We start from the raw sequence: 14636 nt of genomic DNA, 5'->3' as shown, positions 1-14636 counted from the left end.
CCTGAGGCTTTCAGCTGCTCGACCAGGTCCTGGCCCGAGGGCTCGCCTGGGTTCTTCTCGTCGATCATGGTCATGATTCTTACCGTTCCTCTCGGTACGGCTTACACAGACCATCTGACACGCCCTCGCCACCATGTACCGCATCCTCGCAGCCGCCGCGCAGGTGAAGGAACGCCGGCGCCAGGCCCGTCACCCGGCCCGAGCGATCCCTGAGCTGATGGCCGACGGATCCGGTCAGGTCTACACCTGGGACATCACCAAGTTGCCCGGCCCGGCCAAGGGCGTCTACTACGACGCCTACGTGATGCTCGACGTCTACTCCCGCTACATCGTCGGCGCCCACGTCCACGCCCGAGAGTCCGGGCCTCTGGCCGAGGAGATGATGAAGGAGATCTTCGGGGTTCACGGTGTGCCCACCGTGGTGCACGCCGACCGCGGCACCTCGATGACCTCCAAACCTGTGGCCGCGCTGCTGGCCGACCTCGGCGTCACCCGTTCCCACTCCAGACCCAGCGTGAGCAATGACAACCCGTATTCCGAGGCGTGGTTCAAGACCTTGAAGTACGCCCCGGTCTTCCCGGACCGCTTCGGCTCTCTGGCCGACGCCCGGGCGTTCATGGCCGGTTTCGTCGAGACCTACAACCACGGACACCGTCACACCGGGATCGGGCTGCACACCCCCGCCGACGTCCACTACGGCCACGCCGCGACCGTGAGTCAGCAGCGCTCAGCGGCCCTGGCCGCGGCCCGCGCTACTCACCCCGAGCGCTTCTCCACCACCGCTGACCCGAAAATCCTCGCGCTACCCACCCACGCCTGGATCAACCAACCAACCGCCGCCGAACCGGTAGCCGCCTGACACCCACTGGCCTCAAACACCTTGAAAAATTCCGGAGACGACCAGCGGCCACAGGAATCCCGAGGCGGCATACGCCACACAGCGCACTGCCACATCGATCTACCCGTACGGCCCCCGCGGGAACCCCAACTGCGTCATCGTTGCCGCGGGTGACCGGTAGCCGGGCCTTACGTAAAGCAAGGGGGTCCCTGGCTGCGTCACCTACGAGGGGCGCTATGGCAGCCGTGTCGGTCGCCGCCGGACGGAATCCCCGGCTCGTTCGGCCTCGAGCGGGACAGGGCTGTGCAGTACGGCCGGCCCGCGGTGCAGGAACCCGTCCGAGAGCACTTGGCAGCGCAGGCCGCCCCGGCCGCGCATGGCGGCGTGCGCGCCCGGGGCGAGCACCCGGTCCATCCAGGCGCAGGGGTGGGCCGGCCGCCCACCCCGCAGCCGCACGAAAGCACCTTGGGACTCCAACGCGAATTCCCCGCCGAGCAGGGGCGCCAGCTCGGCGCCCCGGAGGACCACGTTGCGCCGGGTCAGGAGCGGGTCGAAGGGAGGTGTGCCCAGATCTGCCGCCATGGCCTCGAGTGCTTCGACGGCGAGCAGGGTGAGGGCGGCGTCCATGTGCGCGGCCTTGCCGAAGAACCGGTCGCCCACCACGCCCTTGCCGGCCACCAGCTCGACCCGGTCGGCATCCGTGGTGGGCACGTCCGCCGCGCCGTCCCGGGCGCGGCCGAAGTAGGCATGGCCCGGGGACACGAGCAGGTGCAGGATCTCCACGTCGTACTGATAGGTCTGCATCATGCCATCATTCCCTTCGTCACCACGGTTGCCGGCACACCGTAGACACCACCGGACGCACCGTTGATAGCGAGAATTTCAGCGTTCAGGTTTCCTCCTCCAAGCCCCGTCAGAGACCCGGGGGATCGGTTGTCTTACGGGCCTCCGGCGCGGCGCCAGCCACGATTGTAGACGGATCCGTCTAGCATGGTGCGCATGATGGCAGTCATCCCCGAAGCCCAGGCCACTGCGCCGAACCGGTCGCCTGCGAGGTCCACGGGAGCTCGTGAGCGGATCATGGCGACCGCCCGCCGGCTGTTCTACACACGCGGCATCAATGCCACCGGCATCGATCTGGTGATCGCTGAGGTCGGCGTGGCCAAGGGCAGCATGTATCACCACTTCGGCAACAAACAGGCTCTGGTAGTGGCTTACCTCCAGCAGGAGGAGGCCACCTGGAAAGCCGCTTCCGAAACCAGGGACGACCCCCGGGCCAGCGCGACTGAGCGCTTGAGAGTCTTCTTCGATGGAATCTCTGTCGATGTTCTGGCCGGCACGTTCCACGGATGCCCGTTCATGAACGCCGCCATCGAACGCCCGGATGATCTCGGGGTGGGCCAGGTGATCGCTCATTACCGGGAAGCACTGGCCTCACATATCGCCCATTTGCTCGGGGAGGACGGGTCCTCGACCGCGGTGGACAAGGTGATGGTGCTGTACGACGGGGCGAAAACGTCCGCCAAGATGACACGGGATCCTGCGCTGGTCGAGCTGGCCGCCGACATGGCCTGCGAAGTTGTTCATGGGCACGGTTCGACTCGCAGGCCGATAGCTCGGAAGGGATGAGCCCTGTTGACACCTGGCGACGACGATTCCGGACCATGATGCGTCCGGAAGCACGTGAGGTGGCGCACGAAGCCGACGAGGTCGTCCCGACGCGCCTGTGCGCGCGAGTTCCGCAGGTGGCCCGGGGAAAGGGTTGCGGCACAGACAACGCGGAAGACGGGGTGTGCGTACCACGCTGCGTCGGTGGGAAACCGCGGGTTGCCGGTGCAGAACCAGGTGCTGCATGAGCATGGAACCGTGGGTTCCTTTTCAAGTCCGAGTGATATCTACAAGAAAAAACGAGGAGACAAGAAAATGATGACGAAGAACACTTCCACCACGGGGATCGAGCAGATGGGGAATTCGGTACTGCGCTATTCCCTGGTGACGAACCTCGTCTGGATCGGTTCCCTGAAATTCCAGGACTACGAGATGGAGAACATCAGGCCCCTGGTCACCTCCAGCCCCTTGTTCTCCGGGGTGCTCAAGAAGCTGGGGGAGAAGAAGACAGCGCAGCTGATCGGGGTGGCCGAGATCGGTATGGGAGCTCTCATCGCCGCCAAGCCCCTCGCCCCGCGCGCTTCGGCCCTGGGCAGCCTCGGGGCGGTAGGGATGTTCGTCACCACGCTCAGTTTCATGGCCACGACCCCGGGAGTGCAGCAGGAGAACCACGGGAAAACCAAGTTGTCCATGGTGGGGCAGTTCCTGCTCAAGGACACCGTGCTTCTGGGGGCATCCATCCTCACGGCTGCCGAGTCGCTGCAGCACGCCCGCCGCCGGTAGCCCGGAAACGACCGTTGCCGTGACCCGGAACGAGCCGGGACGGGAACTGCTGGTGCGGTACCCCGTCCCGGCCCATGTTCTCTGCCCCGGTGACCTGGGGGCCGGTTGGTCAGCGCGCCGGCGGCGGCGAAGCCCTGGAGCCGGCGCGCTGAGGGTTCAGCCGGTGGGCGGCCACTCAGTCGGAGGAAATCAGTTTCATGGAGATCGAGTTGATGCAGAACCGCTGATCGGTGGGGGTCTGGAAACCTTCACCTTCGAAGAGGTGCCCCAGGTGGGAGTCGCATCGGGAACAGCGCACTTCGATGCGCTCCATCCCCAAGGACCGATCACGTAGGTAACGCACCCTGTCCTCGGCCAGGGGAGCCCAGAACGAGGGCCACCCGCAGTGCGAGTCGAACTTATCAGTGCTGGTGAACAGCTCTTGGCCACACGCCCGGCACTGATAGACACCGGTGGTGTGCGCGTCGTAGTACTGGCCCGTGTACGGCCTCTCGGTGCCCGCCTTCCGGAGTACCTGGAACTCCTGCGGCGTCAGTTCCTCACGCCACTGCTCCTCACTCTTGTGCACCTCGGGCCGGTAGTTGTCGTATCCAGTGTTCATGACGGCTTCAACGGTCCCCGGCCCCTGCGTGTCAGGGTGAGTTGAGTCCAGTGGTTCACAGCAAGTCCGCCTGACGCAGGGCGAGATTCAGGATCGATCACCATGAGTAGTTCCACGTTCGCCCCGCCGTTGTCCGCGATCGCCGATGATGGACAGATGAGTGACGCTCACCCTCGTGCTGGTGGCCCGGCTCGGCGCCGGAGCTTCACCCCGGAGCAGAAGCTGGCGCATCTGGCCGCCTACGAACAGGCCTGCCAGGAGCAGCAGGGTGGGGCCTACCTTCGCCGGGAGGGCCTGTACTCCTCGCTGATCAGCGAATGGCGCCGGATGCGCGATGCTGGCGTGCTCGAAGGCAAGGCGGCCGATGAAGCCGTTGGCCGGCCGAGTGCGGAGCAGGCCGAAATCGCCCGGTTGCGCCGCCAGCTGGCCGCCTCCCAGCAGAAGCTGGCCACCACCGAGACCGCCCTGGACATCATGGGAAAAGCACACGCGCTCTTGGAGCAGATTTCCGAGAGCGCGGACACCGAGCAGCCGCGCAAGAAGCGCTGATGGGCGCCTACACCGAGCTCACCGCCGCAGGCGTGACCACCCGGGACGCAGCGGGACTGACCGGGGTGTCGCGGGCCACCGCCACCCGCCGGCGGGCCCGGACAGCACCGGGACCTCGGACCGCGGTGGAGCCGGCCAACCGGCTCAGTCGCGTTGAGCGGGAACGGGTGCTGGAGGTGCTCAACAGTGACGAATTCGTCGACCAGCCCCCGGCCCAGGTCTACGCCACGCTGCTGGAGCGCGGGGTGTACCTGTGCTCGATCGCCACCATGTACCGCATCCTCGCAGCCGCCGCGCAGGTGAAGGAACGCCGGCGCCAGGCCCGTCACCCGGCCCGAGCGATCCCTGAGCTGATGGCCGACGGATCCGGTCAGGTCTACACCTGGGACATCACCAAGTTGCCCGGCCCGGCCAAGGGCGTCTACTACGACGCCTACGTGATGCTCGACGTCTACTCCCGCTACATCGTCGGCGCCCACGTCCACGCCCGAGAGTCCGGGCCTCTGGCCGAGGAGATGATGAAGGAGATCTTCGGGGTTCACGGTGTGCCCACCGTGGTGCACGCCGACCGCGGCACCTCGATGACCTCCAAACCTGTGGCCGCGCTGCTGGCCGACCTCGGCGTCACCCGTTCCCACTCCAGACCCAGCGTGAGCAATGACAACCCGTATTCCGAGGCGTGGTTCAAGACCTTGAAGTACGCCCCGGTCTTCCCGGACCGCTTCGGCTCTCTGGCCGACGCCCGGGCGTTCATGGCCGGTTTCGTCGAGACCTACAACCACGGACACCGTCACACCGGGATCGGGCTGCACACCCCCGCCGACGTCCACTACGGCCACGCCGCGACCGTGAGTCAGCAGCGCTCAGCGGCCCTGGCCGCGGCCCGCGCTACTCACCCCGAGCGCTTCTCCACCACCGCTGACCCGAAAATCCTCGCGCTACCCACCCACGCCTGGATCAACCAACCAACCGCCGCCGAACCGGTAGCCGCCTGACACCCACTGGCCTCAAACACCTTGAAAAATTCCGGAGTGCGATAGAGCCGGGGCACGAAGGTGAGGACAAGCACAGTGCTCCGTACCGCGAGTGGGACAAGGCTCATTATGGGCTCCTGTGCGGTCGGTGAAAATTGCGTTTTAGCCCGACTTGTCGAGTGGACCCAGGTACGCCACCAGCACATGGAGTAGGGGGTCTGCCGTGAGTTTGGTTGACATCTGATCTGTGGTCCCGGGAGGGACTGCTGGAAGGATGTCCTCATGCCCGCTGCATACCCCCGAGAGTTCCGCCAGGACGTGGTCGCGATCGCCCGTAAGGGCCAGATGCCGATCGCGCAGGTCGCGAAGGACTTCGGCATCACCGCCTCCTGCCTACGGCGCTGGCTGGCCCAGGATGATGTCGAGGCCGGGATCCGGCCCGGCGTCACCAAGGCTGAGAACGAGGAGTTGAAGGCGCTCAAGCGCCGCAACCGTGAATTGGAGATGGAGAACGAGGTCCTACGCCGCGCAGCCGCGTATCTGTCCCAGGCGAACCTGAAGTTGGGCCAGTCCCCAAAATGAGCTATCCCGTCGTGAAGGACCTGGCCCGCGACGGGATTCCCGTGAAACTCTCCTGCCGGGTCCTCGGGTTCTCCCGTCAGGCCTACTACCAGTGGCTGGCCGAACCTGTCAGCGAGCGGGAATGGTCCGACGCGCATGCCGCCAACGCCGTCCTCGATGCCCATGCCGATGACCCGGAGTTCGGATACCGGTTCCTGGCTGACGAGCTCCGCGGTCGTGGCCTGGCCGTGTCGGACCACCAGGTGTTGAAGGCCTGCCGGCTCGTGCGTGTCCGCTGCTGCCACTCGATCCGTCGCGGCTCGGGCAAGCGTCCTGGCCCTGCGGTTCATGATGATCTGGTTCGTCGTGAGTTCCGCGCTGAGAAGCCGAATCAGTTGTGGCTCACGGACATCTCAGAGCATTGGGCCGGGGATTCCAAGCTCTATCTCTGCGCGGTCAAGGACGTGTTCTCGAATCGGATCGTGGGCTACTCGATCGATCGGCGGATGAGCTCGCAGCTGGCCGTGGACGCCCTGCAGATGGCCCTGGCCCGGCGTGGAGGCAAAGCCGGAGTCCAGGGCTGCCGGGTGCATTCGGATCGAGGATCGCAATTTCGAGCCAGGCGATTCGTGGAGACGCTGCGGGTCAACGGCCTGGTCGGGTCGATGGGCAGGGTCGGTGCTGCTGGGGACAACGCGGCGATGGAATCCTTCTTCGCGCTGTTGCAGAAGAACGTGCTGAACCGGCGTCGCTGGCAGTCCTTCGACCAGCTCCGGCTCGCGATCGTGAGCTGGATCGAGCGGACCTATCACCGCCGTCGTAGGCAGGCCCGTCTCGGGAAGCTCACCCCTGTCGAGTTCGAGATGGTTCAATCAGTCCAGGCGGCTGCCGCCGCCTGATAACTCGTGTCAAGCAAACTCATGGCAGACCCCGGGCACCGATGGGACCTGTCAGGTCAGTACCGCGTCACGGTCAGCGTTGTGGTGGTGCACAAGGCGACCCTCTTCAGGGGGGGCGCCTTAGGATGCCGCCAAGGTCCCCAACATGAGCCCAGTTGCTGGTCGTTAGGGGTACCTCGTGTCCCGCGCGGCCGACGCTACCGGCGTTTCAGGCGTCGGCGGCTGCCTAACTTCCCAGACCGACCCAGCTGAGCACGATGGTGGCCAGGAGGGTGAGCACAGCCACTAGGGCGTGTCTGACAATCGTTTGGATTACGCGAGCACCGCCCGCGTCCGCTGCGGCGATCAGCATCTGAAGCACCCGATCCCAGGTGCCTTCTTCGGCCATGCGTCGATACCAGGTCCACACTTCTCTGCCGCGGCCAGAAGACCTTGGGCAGATCGCGCTAGGCGATCCCGCACCGGTACCGGTAGATGATGGCCTCGATCATCATCCGCGCATCCGAGAAGGGCCTGCCGGGCCGGCCCGTGTGAGTAGGCAGCATCGGGGCGATCAGCTCCCACTGGGCATCGGAGAGCATCTGGAAACGGGACATGCCTTCCAAGGTGCCAGTGGGCCCCTAGACTGTTTGTCAGACACGCCCTAGGAGCGTATATGGCCTCTACCTCTCCAACGCTTTTGCCGTTCCGGATCGATTCTCTAGCCACCTCGCTCTTCGCCAAGGAGACAGGCTTCAGCGGCCCCCATCTCCATGACTTCTTCGCTCGTTACACCGACATGCTGGGCCCCTATCGGTGGAACGGGAGCCCCTCCCGATGGCAGATCTTCCAGACCGGGTTGCATTCTCTTCCGCTGCCTCAACAACGCGCCGTGCTACTGGAGTTGTGTTCCTACGACGGCGAGTTCAAAAACGGCCGCCCCCCTGAAGGGGAGCTCACCCGGCTACGGGGCATGCTCCTCTCCGCCGGCACCCCCGGCGCGCACGCAGCACAGGAGTCCCTGCAGAAGCTCGAGGACTGGGAGGCCGTCAACAGGTCCTGGCAGGCCGCGCTGACCAAAGTCCAGGACGACCCCGACGGAGCTATCACCGCGACCCGCACCACCATCGAGAGCGTGTGCAAGCACATCTGCGATGAACGCGGAGTGAAGTACGAAGACGGGTGGGATCTCGCTCGGCTCTACAAGGCCACCTCAAGTGCGATGCAGGTGGCACCGGATCAGCACAGCGAACAGATCATCAAGCAGATCCTCAGTGGGGCGGCAACGCTTGTTGGAGGACTGGCCGCGATGAGGAATGCCCTCAGCGACGCCCACGGTCGAGGCAAGCGCTCTGTGGGGCCGGCACCTCGCCATGCCAAGCTCGCGGTCAACGCGGGGTTCGCCATCGCCGGCTTCCTCATCGACACCCACGTAGAGAAACCGCCCGTTTCCAGCTGACCCTCTCGGCCCCGATTCTTAGGTTTAGAACGGCAGGGCCCCGTGTACGTTGTGCCTGTGGAGCAACTTGCAGATCGCGGCGTCATCCGCGCAGCCCTGGACGACTTCGGACATGCCTGGGGTCAGCGCATCGACCGCTGGCGGACCGATGGACAAACCCACACGGAGAAGTCCTTCGCCCAGCAGTTCTGGTCCGACCTGCTGCGCGCTTTCGGGGTGATCCCCGAGCGCATCGACCTGTTCGAGCGCGGGGCCGCGCGCGCCTCCACCGGTGGGGCCGGCTACATCGACTTCTTCTGGTCCGGCGTCGCCCTGGGCGAGGCCAAGTCCCTGGACGCCGACCTCGATGTCGCCCACGCCCAGGCGTTGGACTACCTGGCCGGCGGGTCCATCGGTCAGCACGAGTGGCCCAAGTACGTGCTCGTCACCGACTTCGCCCGCATCCGTGTCGAACGTCTGGGCGAGGCCGGCTGGGTGTCCGAGTTCGCGGTGCAGGACGCCGCCGATCACGTGGACGAGCTGATGTTCCTGGCTGGCCGGGACACCGTGACCAAGACCGAGGAACAAGAGGCCTCCATCGCGGCCGCGCAGCTGATGGCCTCCATGTTCACCGCCCTCGTCGGGGACGAGGTGGACGTACCCGTGGGCGAGGAGGCCCCCGAGGACGCCGAAGAGGAGGAGTTCGCCACCCAGCAGGCCTCGATCCTGCTCACCCGGCTGCTGTTCCTGCTCTACGGAGACGACGCCGGCCTGTGGGAGGCCGACCTGTTCCAGCGTTGGGTGGAGTGGGACACCACCGCCGACAACCTCGGCCCCCAGCTCGACGCCCTCTTCCGCGTGCTCAACACCCCCGAGAACCGGCGCCGCGGCGTGCCGGACTCCCTGGCCCGCTTCCCCTACGTCAACGGCGGCATCTTCGACGGCACCTCCACCGCCGGGTTCCTCACCAACAACTTCCGGGACGCGCTCGTGGCCGCCTGCCGGTTCCGGTGGACCCAGATCTCCCCGGCCGTATTCGGCTCCATGTTCCAACTGGTCAAGTCCAAGCAGGCCCGCCGCGGGGACGGAGAGCACTACACCTCCGAGGAGAACATCCTCAAGACCATCGGCCCGCTCTTCCTGGACGAGTACCGCGCCCGAGCGGACCGACTCATCCAGAACAAGACCACCACCCGGCGTGAGGTGATCGGCCTGATCGAGGAGATGGCCGCCAACATCTACGTCGACCCGGCCTGCGGAGCCGGCAACTTCTTGAACCTGGCCTACGCCAAGCTGCGCGAGATCGAGACGGACCTGCTGGCCGACCAGCGCCGCCGCACCGGGTCCCAGGACCTCTCCCTAGACGTGAGCTTGGACCAGCGGATCCACATCGACCGGTTCTACGGAATCGAGATCAACTGGTGGCCGGCCAAGATCGCCGAGACCGCCATGTTCCTCGTGGACCACCAGGCCAACCGGCAGCTGGCCGCCGCGCTCGGCCAGGTCCCGGTGCGTCTGCCGATCAAGATCACCGCAACGATCTACCAACACGACGCGCTCACCCTCGACTGGTCTCAGGCCCTCCCCGCCCCGGCCGGGCGCACGTTCGTGTTCGGCAACCCCCCGTTCCTAGGTGACCACACCCGCACGGCTGCCCAGCTGGCGCTAATGCAGGCGGCCTGGGGTGAAGGCAAGCAGCTCTCCCGCCTGGACTTCGTGACCTCCTGGCACGCACTGACCCTGCGCCTGCTGGCTGAGCGGGATGGGGAGTGGGCGTTCGTGACCACAAACTCGATCGTTCAGGGGGACCAGCCAGCCCGCTTGTTCGCCCCGATCTTCGCCGCCGGCTGGCGCATCAAGTTCGCCCACCGCACCTTCGCGTGGGACTCTCAAGCCCCCGGCAAGGCCGCGGTGCACTGCGTGATCATCGGCTTCACCCGCGACCCCGGCACCAAGGCGCGCCTGTTCAAGTACGAGCATGCACGCGGTGAAGCCCGCGAGGTGCCCGGGGTGAAGACCATCAACGCCTACCTCGTGGACGGACCCAACGTCCTCGTGGACAAGCGAAGCACCCCCCTCGCCCCCGACCTTCCGGAGGTCACCTACGGATCCAAGCCTGCCGATGCCGGCAACCTCGTGGTCACCGCAGAGCAGTACCAGGCCGTGATGGCCGATCCCGTCATGGCCCCCTACGTGCGCCCTTACGTCGGCGCGGTCGAGTTGATCCGCGGCCAGCAGCGCTGGTGCCTCTGGCTGGCCGACATGGACCCGGATGCGCCCTCCCACTCCCCCGAGCTCAAGCGCCGCCTCGAGGGTGTCGCCGCCGAACGGGCCAAGTCCAAGGCCGCCTCCACCCGGGACTGGGCACGTTTCCCCCACCTGTTCCGTCAGCGGGGCCTCGTCTCCGACGTGCCGTTCGTCGGTATCCCCGAGGTCAGCAGCGAAGCACGCGCCTACCTGCCCGTGGCTCACTTCGAGCCCGACGTCATCATCTCCAACAAGGTCTACGGCGCCCTGGACCCCGATGGCATCGTGTTCGCTGTGGCCTCCTCCTCGATGTTCATCACCTGGATGAAGACCGTCGGCGGACGTATGAAGTCCGACCTGTCCTTCTCCAGCACGATTACCTGGAACGGTTTCCCCCTGCCCGCCCTGACCGACAAGGACCGCGCCGCCCTGGCCCGCGCCGCCGAGAAGGTCCTCGAAGCCCGAGCCCTACATCCCAGGCGGTCCCTTGCCCAGCACTACGCCCCGCTGGGCATGGACCCGGTCCTGGTGAGGGCCCACGACGGGCTGGACGCGGTGATGGACAAGATCATGGGAGCACCCCGCCGGTGCCGCACCGAGCTGGAGCGTCAGGAGCTACTCTTCGCCCGTTATGCCCAGCTGACTTCGTAGCAGCGCGCCATATGGAGAAGGCGTAGAAGCACCGGCACTGGTGGCAGAGATCGGACCGTGTCAGATGACGAACCGCAGCTTCGGTCGGACGGTCGAGGCGGCATCCATGACCGCTTCGGCCACCTCGGGAGCGATACGGCCAGCGGCCATGATGGCCTCGAAGTCGTATCCGCCATCGGTGATCAGCTGCCGAGCGATCCCGAGCACCTGTGGCGATTCTGCCGGGCCAAGGGGCCCGGGCTCGGGATGCCCCCAAACGGAGAGTTGCTGATTGGCGCGCCTGTACGAGGCCTCGGAGAGCCGTCCCAGTGAGTGGGCACGGTAAACCAGGGCACGCAGACTGACCCCCCAGTGGCGCTTGAGCTCATGGAACGCCGGCCAGTTAATGCGCCGGGGCAGGTCTTCAATGATCTCGTCTCGAGGCATGAGGAACTCAGCGGCGAACTGGTGGGCCTGCTGCTCCACTAGCTTCGACCCCGGTTCGGTGTCGGGGTGCAGAACCAGGTGGCCCAACTCATGGGCCGCGTCGAACCGACTACGAGCTTTGTCATCCTTGGTCGGGGAGAGGAAAACCAGTGGTCTTGCTCCGGAGTATGTCGAGAACGCGTCCACAGCCGCATCCGTCTCCGTCGGCAACCGCAAGGCGATGATTCCATGCGCTTCCAGAGCCTGGACGACCGATGGCACAGGGCCAGGGGCGATGCCCCACGCCGCACGAGTAAGCCGAGCCGCCTCAACAATGGCCTCATCGGTCAGCTCCTCGGGTAGCTCCAGTTCGGGCAGCGACACCGAAGGAAGGTCGACGTAGGCACCCACCAGGTCAACCAGCTCCAGGCACAGCTCGCCATAGGCCAGCGCCTGCTCCCTGGACGCCGCAGACGTAGAGCGCAACGAGCGGAAGTGGGCCCCGGACGCGGGCAGGAGCGCCAAGGGTCGTCCTGCGCCAAAGAACTCCCGAGGCAGGCCCAGTTGCAAGCAAAGCCGGGCCAGGACGCCTTGAGTCGGCTTCGAGAGGTTCTTCTCGAACTGCCCGATGGCCGTGGGGGTGACTCCCACTTCCCGGGCGAGAGTCGCCTTGGTCTTCCGGCGCAGCCTTCTAGCCACAGTGAGCCGAGTGCCATCGAAGTCCGTACCCGCAGCGGAGAGATGCGAAGGTCGGGTCACGCCTGGCCTTCCTGAGGCCGCCGCTTGAGGGCCATCGACAGGGCTGCTGCGGGTCTCTCATCGAAGTTCGGGCCACGATCAGCCATGGGCGTCGGCGTGGCCTGCGTGTCGAGGTCGGTGTCCCACCAGAGCCTCTGATGGGCGAGGAAGGGCCTCTCACCGAGCACGGGAACGGCCAGCCAGCCCGCGGTCAGCCCGGTGCTGGCTTCCCCTGCCCAGAGGAACATGAACTTCCGCACAATTCCGGGGGCACCAGAGAATGAGAAGAGAGGCACCATGCCGGTGGCAGGGGTCCTGTGCTTCAGAACTTCCGAGTTCTCGGTGGCGAACGCCAACCGGGCGTTACTCTTCTGCCTCCAGTCGATGCCACCCTCCCAGTCAGGAGTACGCCGCTGCGCAGGTGGGACCTTCATCGTCAAAAAGCTCGCGCCCGCGAGCTCGAAGGTGAGGACGTTCCGCGGAGTAGCCACATGAAGCCCGTCAATGCTCCAGTGAGTGTCGGCGCGCTCACGGTCATCGTGGCGGAATCGCCGCAGGGCCCGCTCCGTCATGTTCTCGTGGCCCTGGAAGCCGAGGGACCTCGCAGTGTCACCGAGCTCGTCAGGCTCGTATCGAGCGAGGTTGATCGAGTAGACCTCCTGCACCAGCCCGCGCAAGGCGTCAGTAAGGCCGCTCTCGGTGCAGGCGATAGTGATGGCGTGCAAGGCGCCCTGGGCTGCTTCTTCGGCTCGATCCACGCAGACAGTAAAGCATGGCCGCCTCGACAAGTCCAGAAGAGAAGCACCAATGATCATAATTTGATGAAAACTGAAGTATAATCTTCATCGGTCGGCACTGCTCAGTGGGGCAACCCCGCCTGCGACTCCTCCGCCTCCCACCTGCGAGCTCTCCAGCCGCCAGGTCTGAGCTCGGGCCGCCTCGGCAAACCTCCAAGCGTCGCACCGCTCCAAGCTCGCGAGGATGTCCGCCACGGTGAGAGCCGGGTTGCGGGTGGCCGATGCCTGCACCTGCAAGGAACGCATCACCTCAGCGGGGTCTAGGTCGAGCTGGTTCACGAAGAACTCGTCCGGGTGCTGGGCCTCCAGGTTGAACCGCCCCAGCACCTCCGTCGGGAAGTCCTTGAGGTTGGCCGTCACGATCAAATCCGCGCGCCCCTGGATCGCCGCGGCCACCACGTGCCGGTCGTTCTCATCAGGCAGGCTGATCGCGCTCAGAAGCTCCTCCCACCCTTCCACGCAGGCATCGTCGAACGCTTCGTTCATCACGGCAGCGCGGTGACGGGCCGCCCCGGACTCCTTCATGTCCGGATGGATCGTCTCCAGCGCACGGATGGTTTCCTCGAGGATCCGCTCACTCCCAACGGCCGGTAGAGGCCGGCGTCTGCCAGGGAGAGCAGAGTGTCCGCCTGCGCGATGGGCACCAGCACGCAGGCGTCGAGCACGGCACTGAAGCGCGCCACTACTCGGCCTCCTGCCCCAGGTCGCGGCGCGCCTGCCGGAGCGCGTCCCGGTAGCGATCCGCGTCCTCGGCGTACAACCCCGCCTCCGAGGCCGAGCCCGCGAGCTCCTGCAGGGCAGCACGACGATCCCGGCGCTTCCGTTCCTGGTACTCCACCACGTCCTGCAGGCGCAGCCGCCGGTGGCGTCCCCCGGAGGGCAACTCGTAGGGGAGCTGCCCACTCTCCAGCAGCTTCACGAGCGTGGGACGGCTGATGCCCAGGAAGTTGGCCGCCTCCTGAGTGGTGAGCATCTGATCGACCGGGGCCACGGTGATGGCCTTGCCCACCCGCATGGCCTCGACCACGTCGCGCAGGACGTTGAACGCCTCCAGCGGAAGAGGAACGGTCTGCCCGTCAGGTCCCAGCAGGGCGGCCGGCTGCGTCAAGCCCCCCAGGAACCTGCTCAAATCGAGCATCTCCTCCAGGTCCGTGGGAGGCATCACCGTGTGCTTGTCGTTGAGCGTGGTGGTCATGCAAGCAGTATGGGAGACGAAACGAAAAAATCGCAACCCTCTTCCAGGCCAGGCTCAGCCCCCCGTCTCCACACCCCGAGCCAGCGAGGTGTACAGCGTCTGCCGGCTCACCCCGAACGTGCGCGCCACCTCCGCCTTCGGGATCCCCATCTGAATCATCACCCGCGCCTGCTCCACATCGGTGTCCGAGAGCTTCGGGGCCTGCACGTACTTGCCGCGGGCCTTGGCCAGGGCGATGCCCTCAGCCAGTTGAGTCCCTGATAGTGGTGTAACCCTCCCCGGTCACCGACACCGTCCCCTGCACGGACGCGGTCACCGTGGGAGCCTTCGAGCGAACCTTCCAGAGCACTCTCGAAAGGGACATCACCACGAT

At 65.9% G+C, this 14636-nt stretch carries 11 protein-coding genes and 4 pseudogenes; 7 read left to right on the top strand and 8 right to left on the bottom strand.

Translation table 11 applies throughout. The features are described from left to right. Positions 1–121 precede the first annotated feature (121 nt). Positions 122–859 (top strand): annotated as a pseudogene (locus J1M40_RS04550) (transposase); the annotation flags it as partial. Positions 860–1072: 213 nt separating this feature from the next. On the opposite strand, the gene J1M40_RS04545 reads toward J1M40_RS04550, so the two are convergent. Continuing rightward, positions 1073–1645, bottom strand: coding sequence for an MOSC domain-containing protein (locus J1M40_RS04545; protein ID WP_011117093.1), 573 nt, complete (start codon positions 1643–1645; stop codon positions 1073–1075). 192 nt (positions 1646–1837) lie between these two features. On the opposite strand from J1M40_RS04545, the gene J1M40_RS04540 reads away from it, so the two are divergent. Both J1M40_RS04540 and J1M40_RS04535 read left to right on the top strand, forming a co-directional pair. Next, positions 1838–2467: a TetR/AcrR family transcriptional regulator gene (locus J1M40_RS04540; RefSeq protein ID WP_158443063.1), complete on the top strand. Its 630-nt coding sequence runs from the start codon at positions 1838–1840 to the stop codon at positions 2465–2467. Between the two features lie 294 nt (positions 2468–2761). Then, positions 2762–3229: a YkgB family protein gene (locus J1M40_RS04535; RefSeq protein ID WP_020624493.1), complete on the top strand. Its 468-nt coding sequence runs from the start codon at positions 2762–2764 to the stop codon at positions 3227–3229. A 175-nt stretch (positions 3230–3404) separates the two neighbouring features. Here J1M40_RS04535 and msrB read toward each other — a convergent pair whose 3' ends face one another. Continuing rightward, positions 3405–3830 carry a peptide-methionine (R)-S-oxide reductase MsrB gene (msrB, locus tag J1M40_RS04530; protein ID WP_053447646.1) on the bottom strand — a complete coding sequence of 142 codons (426 nt, stop codon included), beginning with the start codon at positions 3828–3830 and terminating at the stop codon, positions 3405–3407. Between the two features lie 156 nt (positions 3831–3986). Here msrB and J1M40_RS04520 point away from each other — a divergent pair. Further along, a pseudogene (locus tag J1M40_RS04520) lies at positions 3987–5374 on the top strand (IS3 family transposase). 261 nt (positions 5375–5635) lie between these two features. Further along, a pseudogene (locus tag J1M40_RS04515) lies at positions 5636–6813 on the top strand (IS3 family transposase). A 322-nt stretch (positions 6814–7135) separates the two neighbouring features. Here the strand turns inward: J1M40_RS04515 and J1M40_RS04510 are convergent. Further along, a pseudogene (locus tag J1M40_RS04510) lies at positions 7136–7409 on the bottom strand (transposase); the annotation flags it as partial. 59 nt (positions 7410–7468) lie between these two features. Here J1M40_RS04510 and J1M40_RS04505 point away from each other — a divergent pair. Then, positions 7469–8251, top strand: a complete 783-nt coding sequence (locus J1M40_RS04505; RefSeq protein WP_036314019.1) for an abortive infection family protein — start codon at positions 7469–7471, stop codon at positions 8249–8251. A gap of 42 nt (positions 8252–8293) precedes the next feature. Beyond that, on the top strand, positions 8294–11128 hold the full coding sequence (locus J1M40_RS04500; RefSeq protein ID WP_342356880.1) for a DNA methyltransferase: 2835 nt from the start codon (positions 8294–8296) through the stop codon (positions 11126–11128). Positions 11129–11188: 60 nt separating this feature from the next. Here J1M40_RS04500 and J1M40_RS04495 read toward each other — a convergent pair whose 3' ends face one another. The 5 genes from J1M40_RS04495 to J1M40_RS12865 form a co-directional block, all read right to left on the bottom strand. Beyond that, entirely contained in the window at positions 11189–12292 is a 1104-nt protein-coding gene (locus tag J1M40_RS04495) for an XRE family transcriptional regulator (protein WP_206450491.1), read from the bottom strand. Beyond that, positions 12289–13029: a hypothetical protein gene (locus J1M40_RS04490; RefSeq protein ID WP_002854159.1), complete on the bottom strand. Its 741-nt coding sequence runs from the start codon at positions 13027–13029 to the stop codon at positions 12289–12291. Before J1M40_RS04490 ends, J1M40_RS04495 begins: the two co-directional genes overlap by 4 nt. Positions 13030–13113: 84 nt before the next feature. Further along, a complete protein-coding gene (locus J1M40_RS04485) occupies positions 13114–13593 on the bottom strand; it encodes a PIN domain-containing protein (protein ID WP_206450494.1) in 480 nt (159 codons plus the stop codon). 157 nt (positions 13594–13750) lie between these two features. Beyond that, positions 13751–14263 carry a helix-turn-helix domain-containing protein gene (locus J1M40_RS04480; RefSeq protein WP_002854161.1) on the bottom strand — a complete coding sequence of 171 codons (513 nt, stop codon included), beginning with the start codon at positions 14261–14263 and terminating at the stop codon, positions 13751–13753. Between the two features lie 54 nt (positions 14264–14317). Continuing rightward, a complete protein-coding gene (locus tag J1M40_RS12865; protein WP_342356879.1) occupies positions 14318–14470 on the bottom strand; it encodes a helix-turn-helix domain-containing protein in 153 nt (50 codons plus the stop codon). Positions 14471–14636 lie beyond the last annotated feature (166 nt).

Source organism: Micrococcus sp. KRD026, assembly GCF_017168445.1.
GTDB lineage: Bacteria > Actinomycetota > Actinomycetes > Actinomycetales > Micrococcaceae > Micrococcus > Micrococcus luteus.
Note: the sequence above shows the minus strand (reverse complement) of the source record. Positions and strands in the feature narration are given on the sequence as shown.

Excerpts from the sequence above, each read along its gene's own strand:
- J1M40_RS04545 (WP_011117093.1), bottom strand. The coding sequence starts at position 1,645 with ATGATGCAGACCTATCAGTACGACGTGGAGATCCTGCACCTGCTCGTG.
- J1M40_RS04540 (WP_158443063.1), top strand. The coding sequence starts at position 1,838 with ATGATGGCAGTCATCCCCGAAGCCCAGGCCACTGCGCCGAACCGGTCG.
- J1M40_RS04535 (WP_020624493.1), top strand. The coding sequence starts at position 2,762 with ATGATGACGAAGAACACTTCCACCACGGGGATCGAGCAGATGGGGAAT.
- msrB (WP_053447646.1), bottom strand. The coding sequence starts at position 3,830 with ATGAACACTGGATACGACAACTACCGGCCCGAGGTGCACAAGAGTGAG.
- J1M40_RS04505 (WP_036314019.1), top strand. The coding sequence starts at position 7,469 with ATGGCCTCTACCTCTCCAACGCTTTTGCCGTTCCGGATCGATTCTCTA.
- J1M40_RS04485 (WP_206450494.1), bottom strand. The coding sequence starts at position 13,593 with ATGAAGGAGTCCGGGGCGGCCCGTCACCGCGCTGCCGTGATGAACGAA.
- J1M40_RS04480 (WP_002854161.1), bottom strand. The coding sequence starts at position 14,263 with ATGACCACCACGCTCAACGACAAGCACACGGTGATGCCTCCCACGGAC.